The sequence below is a fragment of the Desulfovibrio sp. genome (assembly GCF_034006445.1).
In the GTDB taxonomy this organism is placed as follows: domain Bacteria; phylum Desulfobacterota; class Desulfovibrionia; order Desulfovibrionales; family Desulfovibrionaceae; genus Desulfovibrio.
Map to the genome: position 1 here is coordinate 1 of NZ_JAVESS010000005.1, position 9,069 is coordinate 9,069.

4 protein-coding genes are annotated in these 9,069 nt (G+C 58.1%); 1 reads left to right on the plus strand and 3 read right to left on the minus strand.

Annotated elements, in window-relative coordinates:
• Together RBR41_RS06995 and RBR41_RS07000 are read right to left on the minus strand one after the other, a co-directional pair.
• Positions 1–871 (minus strand): iron-containing alcohol dehydrogenase (locus tag RBR41_RS06995; protein ID WP_320351869.1); only part of this gene is annotated, 871 nt, incomplete at its 3' end.
• 569 nt (positions 872–1,440) lie between these two features.
• A complete protein-coding gene (locus RBR41_RS07000) occupies positions 1,441–2,301 on the minus strand; it encodes a class I SAM-dependent methyltransferase (RefSeq protein ID WP_320351870.1) in 861 nt (286 codons plus the stop codon).
• Positions 2,302–2,944: 643 nt separating this feature from the next.
• Here RBR41_RS07000 and RBR41_RS07005 point away from each other — a divergent pair.
• Positions 2,945–5,287, plus strand: coding sequence for a Tex family protein (locus tag RBR41_RS07005; protein ID WP_320351871.1), 2,343 nt, complete (start codon positions 2,945–2,947; stop codon positions 5,285–5,287).
• Between the two features lie 631 nt (positions 5,288–5,918).
• Here the strand turns inward: RBR41_RS07005 and RBR41_RS07010 are convergent.
• Positions 5,919–7,919, minus strand: coding sequence for an ATP-binding cassette domain-containing protein (locus RBR41_RS07010; protein ID WP_320351872.1), 2,001 nt, complete (start codon positions 7,917–7,919; stop codon positions 5,919–5,921).
• Positions 7,920–9,069: the final 1,150 nt, after the last annotated feature.

The following is a 9,069-nucleotide window of genomic DNA, read 5'->3' on the forward strand; positions in this document are numbered from 1 at the left end:
GAGACAGGTCGTGGCTTACGGCGCTCAGGGGGTGTTCAAGCGCGTGCGTGAAGTGCAGCAGGCCATTGTCAAAGGCGACGCCAGCCTCAAGGGCAGCGAAGCAGAGAGCGTAACGGGCTTTGAGATCAGTGGGGTTTTCCAGGGCAACGGGCAGCCACTTGTGCACAAGGCGGATGGTGTCCCTGGCCAGATTGACGGCAAGAGGGTTTGAAACCGTTGTTGTGGCCGCCTCCACCACATGGTTGACGGCGTCGATGGAGACGTATCTGGTCTGTTCCATGGACAATCCGGTCATCAGGGCGGGATCGTCAATGGCAAAGCGGGGATAGATGCAGTCGTAGGCAATGGCAGGCTTGTAGTTGAGCCTGGTGACCGTGGCGACGGCAAAGCGGTTCACCTCGCTGCCAGTGCCGTGGGTCAGGTTGATGGCGATGATGGGCAGGGCCTTTTCGGGCGTGAAGCGGAAGCAATAGAGATCCTCGCCGCTTTTGCCAGGGTTGGCCAGCAGTATGGCCGCGCTCTTGCCACAGTCGATGGGACTGCCGCCGCCAATGCAGATAACGGCTCCAGCGTTGATGGCGCGTCCCATTTCCGCGGCTTCGTCCACGCTGTCTGTGCTGGGATTGGGGGTGACGCGATTGTACAGGGCAAGGGTGATGCCGTGTTTTTTGGCCGCAGCCTCCACCTTGTCCCAGGCTCCCGTAACCTTGTAGGAATGCCCGCCGCTGACGCAAAGAATGGACGCAATCCCTTCCTGCTTCATCTGGGCCAGAATGTCGTCAATCTTGTTGATGGCACCAACGCCAATATAGGCTGTCGTCTTGACGCGAATTTCCCGAACAACATCATAATCGCAACTTTCGTCCCACATGATGGCCTCCTGCTGGCCCAGGGGTATCCTGTGCCATGTTGTATGTTCTGAACGATTGTTATTTTTTTCACGTGACTTTTTTATATGCCCTATCGGAATAGTAGTAAAGCTCATTGGTCGTACAAACAATATTATTGGGCACGGGCATGCGAGGCCATGACAAAAGAAGCCGCTATTGGGGTATGCCGCAGCTCTGTTTGCCGTCATTAAAGGAAGGCTCTGTAACGAAAAGAGGGGACGTAACGCGAAAGTAAGACTCTGTACGCGAAGAGGCATGGGCATCGACAACTCTCCGCGTCCGGGCCTCTTTCAGTCGGGGGCAAGGGCAAGCTGTGCCATGTCACAGCAAATGGCTGCGGGCAAGGCTCGCGTCACTGTTTTGTCTGGGGAGGGGACCCTAGGTGAACCCCAAAAAATGCGGGGCACCGAAAGGGTGCGCGCAGGGGCATGCGCGCGAGCTAGGGGCATGGCTCTTTTGCAGCAGGAAGGATTACGGGACTGGAGCAGTTAACCCACTTGATTCGTTAACTGCTCCAGCTGTCTCCCCCCTGCGCTTGGGGTAAGCGGCACTAAATCCACTGAATTGTTTTACCGTTCAGCATTTTTTCATCTTCATCCAGCAGGGCGGCTATTTTTGCCAATTCATATTGCGCCATCTCCGGATCAGAAAGCATGGCAGGGCAGGCTGCCAATGAGAACGCAAAGGTGAATTCCTTGTAAGGCGTAAAGCAAAAGGATTTATATCGCCATGGGAAAAGGCGCGCGCGAATCATGTTGTATGTTAAATACAAAAAACTTTTGGGCGTGAAGACAGAATGATGCCCGTCTAGATCAGATCCATCAAGAACGCTCTGATATCTTGTGACAACGGCATTCCATTGGCGGTCATTGGAGAGCAGGTGTGCTACAGCCAGGTTGTCATCTTTCCAAAATTCAACGGGGTTGTTGCATCTTGCTGTATCCAGAATGTGATCCATGACTCTCCAGGGGGCGTAGGGCATCTTTGTGGTGTGGATATACCATGCTTCGGCGAATGATGTGGGCTGTCTGAAATGGTCAAAGCAGTAACGATGGTCGGGGAGCAAGGCCCAAAATATGCCGCCATCTGTCATGATCTTCTGAATATCAAGAAGAAACTCAATAAGTCTGGGCATGTGTTCTAAAACATGGCAGCTAACAACATAATCGAATTTGGGGACATCTTTTAGTGCTGCGGCGTAGCTCTCTTTGATGACAAAATCTATTGGTACAGCGTTTAATACTCGAGGTTCATTTTTATAAATCTCTAGTAGTTCGGCATCACTGCGCACATCTGCATAATATACGTCAGCTTCAGATTTCTTGAAGATGGGCGTATCCAAAGGGCCTATTTCCAGAATGCGTTTTTTGGTGTCAACACCTTTGATAAACTTGGAAATATCGCTGCGCATTTGCGTTGCCTCATGTTGGGTAATTGAAGGTTCTATCTAAAATTCTTGCAGGCGTGCCGCGAGCCTCGTTTCGCAAGCTTTTTTGCCATGACCTCGTTGACGACAGATGGTTCACGGAGAAGACGGTCTTTTATGGCTCTATATATAAACCAATGTGCAATGTGCTGTATGCAACAGTTTTATGCAGAGCTTCAGCCTATACTGCGCCGCATGCTCTCTCAATGTTTTTTATTGGCGCGTATAAAGAACACCATGCCCTGTATCTGTTAAAGAATGTTTTGGCGACAGAAAACACAGCCTAATCTATAGTCATTCGAGAAGCAACCTTGCATCACCAGAACACCTGCAATCGTTGGAGCATTTTCACATTGGAATGCAGGGGAGGCAGTGCGGTCAGGCCTCCGTCAGTGATGGGCTGATACAGCCTGAATCGTTATGGGGCCCTGCAATTCCGTGTTGTGCGCAGGCATGTAAGGGTGTTCCAGCTGCCGCGTCGTGCATCTGTTCGTAGGTGTCAGTTGCCTGCTCCCACGGGCGTTTTGCCTTGCCGGGCATATGCAAAAACGGTATGCACTCCCGTGAGCGCCCGCCGCCGCCCGTCGCCCTTGCGGCCCTGTTTTTTCACCGAACCAAAGGATCCCCTGTGCAGTTTTTCGAGCAGATCGCAAAAGAGTTGAGCATTGCCCCCGGTCAGGCCAAGGCCGTGGCGGAACTTCTGGACGAAGGGGCCACCATTCCCTTTATTGCCCGCTACCGCAAAGAGGCGCACGGCTCGCTGGACGAGGTGGCCGTCACTGCCGTGCGCGACAGGCTCACACAGTTGCGCGAACTGGAAGCGCGGCGGCAGGCCGTTCTTGCGTCACTCACCGAGCGGGAACTGCTTACCGACGAACTGCGCGCCAGCGTCATGGCCGCCGAAACCATGACGGCTCTGGAAGACGTGTACCTTCCCTACCGCCCCAAGCGGCGCACCCGCGCCACCATGGCCAGGGAAAAAGGCCTTGAGCCTCTGGCCCTGACCCTGCTGGAGCAGACCGCGAGCCTCTTGCCCGAAGAAGCCGCCACGCCCTTTGTGAATGTTGAAAAAGGCGTGGAATCCACCGAGGCTGCCCTGGCCGGAGCACGGGACATCATTGCTGAAATTGCCAGCGAGCACGCTGCGGCCCGCGCGGCCATGCGCGAGTATTTCGCCCGCAAGGCCGTGGCGGCGTCCAGCGTGGCCAAGGGCAAGGAAGAGGAGGGGGCCAAGTTCCGCGACTACTTTGACTGGCAGGAAAGCGCCGCCAAGGCCGCCGGGCACCGTCTGCTCGCCATGCTGCGCGGTGAGGCCGAAGGCTTTTTGACCCTGCGCTTTCTGCCGGAAGCCGAACCGACCCAGGCGCTTTTTCGGGGCATGTTTGTCAAAAATTCTTCGCCCGCAGGGCAGCAGGTATGCGAAGCCGTGGACGACGGCTACAAACGCCTGCTTGCGCCCTCGCTGGAAACGGAACTGCGCGCGACCCTGCGCAAAAAGGCCGAAAGCGAAGCCATTGCCGTGTTTGCGAAGAACCTGCGCCAGCTTTTGCTGGCCTCGCCGCTGGGGCAAAAGCGCGTTCTCGCCATTGACCCCGGCTTTCGCACGGGCTGCAAGATTGTGTGCCTGGATGCGCAGGGCGCGCTGCTGCACCACGACCTCATCCATATTTTGAGCGAGGGCCAGCGCAAGGACGCCGGGGAAAAGGTACGCAAGCTCGCTGCCGACTACGGCGCCGAGGCCATAGCCATTGGCAACGGCACGGCGGGGCGCGAGACGGAAGCTCTCGTGCGCTCCCTGCAGCTTTCGCTTCCGGTGCTTGTGGTCAGCGAGAGCGGGGCCAGCGTGTATTCGGCCTCCGAAACGGCGCGGCGTGAATTTCCCGACCTCGACCTCACGGTGCGCGGCGCTGTTTCCATCGGCCGCAGGCTCATGGATCCGCTGGCCGAACTGGTGAAGATCGACCCCAAGGCCATTGGCGTTGGCCAGTATCAGCACGATGTGGATCAGGCTGACCTGAAACAAAGCCTGGACGATGTGGTTGAAAGCTGCGTGAACGCGGTGGGAGTGGAGGTGAACACGGCCAGCATGGAGCTTCTGACGCACGTTTCCGGCCTTGGCCCGGCCCTGGCCAAGTCTGTGGTGACCTACCGCGAAGCCAACGGCCCCTTTGCCCTTCGCAAGGATCTGAAAAAAGTGCCGCGCCTTGGGCCAAAAGCCTTTGAGCAGGCAGCGGGCTTTTTGCGCATCCACGGCGGGGCGAACCCGCTGGACGCTTCAGCCGTTCACCCTGAATCCTATGGAATCGTCAAGGCCATGGCCGCTGATCTCGGCTGCTCCGTGCCAGATCTGCTTGCCAACGCCGAAATGCGGCGGCGCATCAGGCCCGAGGCCTATGTGACGGAAACCGTGGGGCTGCCCACGCTTCGCGACATCCTCGCCGAACTGGAAAAGCCGGGCCGAGACCCGCGCGAAGCCTTTGAGGCCTTTGCCTTTGCCGAGGGCGTGACGCGCATTGAAGACCTTGAGGCGGGCATGCGCCTGCCTGGCATCGTCACCAATGTGACCAACTTCGGCGCTTTTGTGGACATAGGCGTGCATCAGGACGGGCTGGTGCACATCAGCCAGCTGGCGGACAGCTTTGTCAGCGACCCGCACACGGTGGTGACCGTGCAGCAGCAGGTGAGCGTCACCGTGCTGGAGGTGGACGCGGCCCGCAAGCGCATATCCCTGTCCATGCGTAAAAATCCGGAGGCGGCACCCGTACGGGAACAGGCGCGCGACCATGCTCGAGATCAGGCACGCGACCAGGGCCGCAGGCCCGAAGCCGAAAGGCGGCAACCCGCGCGTGAAAACAGGCCGCAGCCCCGGACTGAAAATCGCCCCCGGACTGAGAATCGCCAGGAACGCCAGAAGCCGGAGCAGGGGCGCAGGCCGTTTCAGGACATGCTCGCCAAATTTGGCAAGCGGTAATGGGTAGGGCGAATAGTAAAGGGTGAATGCTTTGTGGGGGAGGGACCCTTTTGCAAAAGGGTCTCCTCCCCCACGCCCCCACCCCCTAAAACCTTTATCTGGGGCAGTGCGCTACTTGTGTTTTTTTCGGCAGCACGGCAAGCGGCCCTTTTCATGACGGAAGCACACACGCGATGTGCGCTTCCGTCATGAAAAGGGCCGCTTTTTTATTTTCACGGTGCATGCGCGTTCGGGGCATGCCTTTGCGATGCGCGGTTCCCAATGGTTGCAGGCGTCCGCTGCGGCGCGAGCCAGCGGGCCTGCCCGCGCGGCAAGGAAGCTAAGAAAACACTGATTAAAGAGCCTCATGGAAACGCGCAGTTGTTTCGTTTGGCAAGGCGCGAGCTTTTTTTGAAGCAGGAGTGGACTCTTCCGTCCTCGACTGTTTCAAAAAAAGTGAAGCAACGCCGCCAAACGTAATAGACCAGCGTTTCCCCAGACAGTGTGGTCATGAGATGAATTTTCAGTCATACCCGTCATATCATGGAGAACGAGCCTTTTATGCAGGGAGTGTACTCTGTTGGTACTCGACCGGAATAAAAGGCGAAGTTCGACGCAGAGATGCCTGTAAAGGCGCTCGTGACCACACTGTCTAGCCGAGTTCTTCCAACCTTTGCTCAACAGCTTCCCAGCGCAACAGCAGTTCCGTCTGTTCTTCTTCCAGCGCCGCGAGGCGCTCGGTTGTGCGGGTAAAGGCCGCCGGGTCCCTGCTGAAAAGCTCCGGGTCGGTCAGGGCCGTTTCAAGGCGCGCCTGCTCCTGTTCCAGCGCGTCCATGCGCTCCGGCAGGGCTTCCAGTTCCTTGGTCAGCAGGTCGAATTCCCGTTGTTCCTTGAAATTGCGTCGGCGGGGCCTGTCGGGCGGCTGTTGCTGCCCCGGTTGCTGGCCCGGCTGTTGGCCCGTTTGTTGGCCTGCCTGCTGGTATGTCTGCTGTCCTGTCCTGCCGTTTTTTTCATCGGATTTTCTGTCCTGCGCCGGGGTAGCGCGCTGGCGCAGCCAATCCGTATACGCGCCAACGTATTCGTGAGCCTTGCCGTCGCCTTCAAGGGCGATGACGCTGGTGACGAGATTGTCCAGAAAGCTGCGGTCATGGCTGACGATAAGCACCGTACCCGAATACTCCGACAGCAGTTCTTCAAGAAGTTCCAGCGTTTCCACATCCAGATCGTTGGTGGGTTCGTCCAGCACCAGCAGATTGGAGGGCCGGGTAAAAAGCTTTGCCAGCAGCAGGCGGTTGCGCTCGCCGCCGGAAAGCGCCTTGACCGGGAGGCGGAGGCGATCCGGGGTAAAGAGAAAGTCCTGCAGATATCCGGCCACATGGCGCGTGTTGCCGCCCACAGTGACCACGTCGTTGCCTTCCGCCACGCTGTCCATGACGCTTTCTTCCGGATCCAGACTTTCGCGCAGCTGGTCAAAGTAACTGATCTGCAAATTGGTGCCAAGGCGCACCGTGCCTTCCGTGGGGGCCAGTTCACCAAGCAGCACGCGCAGCAGGGTGGTTTTGCCTGTTCCGTTGTCGCCGATGAGGCCCACGCGGTCGCCGCGCTGGATGATGGTGGAAAATCCGCTGAACAGCGGCGGCCTGCCGGGGTAGGCAAAGGCGATGGTGTCCGCCTCGATGACAAGCTTGCCCGAACGTCCGGCCTCCTGCGCGGCCATACTCACGTTGCCCTGTTTGTCGCGCCGCTCGGCGCGTTCGACCCGCAGAGCCTCAAGGGCGCGCACCCGGCCCATGTTGCGCGTGCGGCGGGCCTTGATGCCCTGACGTATCCACGCCTCTTCCTGGGCGAGTTTTTTGTCAAAAAGCGCAAAGGCGCGTTCTTCGGCGGCCAGGCGCTCTTCACGGCGTTCGGGGTAGCGGTCGAAGCCGCAGGAATAGCTGTGCAGCTTGCCCCTGTCGATCTCCACCACCCGGGTGGCGAGCCGCCGGGAAAAAGCCCGGTCATGGCTGACGAAAATCAGGGTGCGGGCCTTGCGCAGCAGAAAGTTTTCCAGCCAGGTTATGGTGGCCAGATCAAGGTGGTTGGTGGGTTCGTCCAGAATAAGGTCTTCAGAGCACACAAGCGCCCGCGCCAGCGCCACACGCCGCTTTGTTCCGCCTGAGAGCGAGGCGAACTCGGCATCCGGGTCCAGCTCCAGATGGTTGATGACGGCCAGAACCTCGCCGTAGCGCTCCCAGTCTGAGCCAGAATGAAGGTTGGCGTCCTGCCCGGTATCGGCGCTGCCGTCAAAAGACGCGGGATTGGCCGCCTCCGCGCTGTCGGCCACGGCCGCGTCAGGCCCCGTCCCGGCATGGGCGGCGGCAAGGGCCTTGCCTTCGTCGCCAAGGGCTGCGGCCACCAGGGAAAACACGGAGCCTTGCCAGTCTTCGGGCACGTCCTGGGGCATTTGCCCGATCTGGGTTCCGGGGCGGATGATGATGCCCGAATCCGGCTGCATCTGCCCGCCAAGAAGCGCCAGCAGCGAGGATTTGCCCGCGCCGTTGCGTCCGATGAGGCAAAGCCTTTCGCCCGTTTCAACGGAAAAATCCGCCGCGTCCAGCAGCGGCTTGCCGCCGAGGTTCAGGGTCACGCCCTGCATGCTCAGAAATGCCAAGAGGTTCTCCAGCGCTGTGTGCTTTGTATTTGTATGCTCAGGGGGGGTCACGTACCGCCCTGTCCGGCTCGCGAGCGTATGAATACCCCAGCGGGCGCACCGACGCAACGGCCTCACAGTCGGCTGCCCGGAGCGCAACAGGTCACGCGGATGTCAGGCCCCAACCGCTTCGCAGGCGACCACCCGGGGCGCAATCGGCTGCCCGGAGCGCAGGCAACCACCCGGAGCGCAATCGGCTGCCCGGAGCGCAATCGGCTGCCCGGAGCGCAATCGGCTGCCCGGAGCGCAATCGGCGGGCGGTTGCCTGGCGGCGCGCATTCGAACGACGGGCGCTCGAATGCCGTGCGGTTGGGGCGGGTGTCAGGCGGCGGGGTGGCTTGCACAGGGGAATGCTGCCAGCAGAGCCGGTATGCGCCGCATGACCGTGATGGCGTAGCCATTTTCATATATGATATGTCATTATATTACTTGTGGTTCTCTTTTTTTGCTTGCAGCAGACTGTATGGTGTTCGTTACAAAAATGTAACGAAGGACGTGAAAAAAGGCTGCAAGAGGTTGCTTGAACTGTGGGCACTGCTGCTTTAACAGTAAAACTGCCATATCTTTAATGTGTAATTCTATATTTTTTTATCCTTATCCGATAATAGGGCTGCTGCAGGTGTGAAAACCCTGTGCTGATATGTGCAGCAATGTCTCATGAAAAAGCAGGCTAGCGCAGTTGCCGCAGCAGAGCGCCTGCCTGGGCTTGCCTGCGGCAGCATGCGCGAATCCCGACACAAGAAGTTGTATTTCCGTAGGGGAATATGGGGCGGATAGGACTGCATGGATGCCCGGGGGCAATGGCATCGGAGTTGTCATACTTGCCAGCCAGGCACACACCGTGAGGTGTGGCGCGGCCAAAGCATGCAGGTCGTGGGCAAGTAAAAATACATTATCAGAATTATAATTCTTGACACGTATATAGAAATGGCGTTAAATTCAACCTGCCAAGAATAAGAACTGTTGTTTACATTGTCTGAAGCATGCTTTGCTGTCAGCTCTCTTCGTTCGCGTTCTTGTAGCGGAAATTGCCCCTGAATTTCCCCACCTGTCTTAACGCATCATCGTCTTTGCCGCATGGTCGATGACTATGATGTCCAAAAAAAGCTTC

Coding starts and splice junctions, on each gene's coding strand:
- RBR41_RS07000 (WP_320351870.1), bottom strand. CDS start 2,301: ATGCGCAGCGATATTTCCAAGTTTATCAAAGGTGTTGACACCAAAAAA.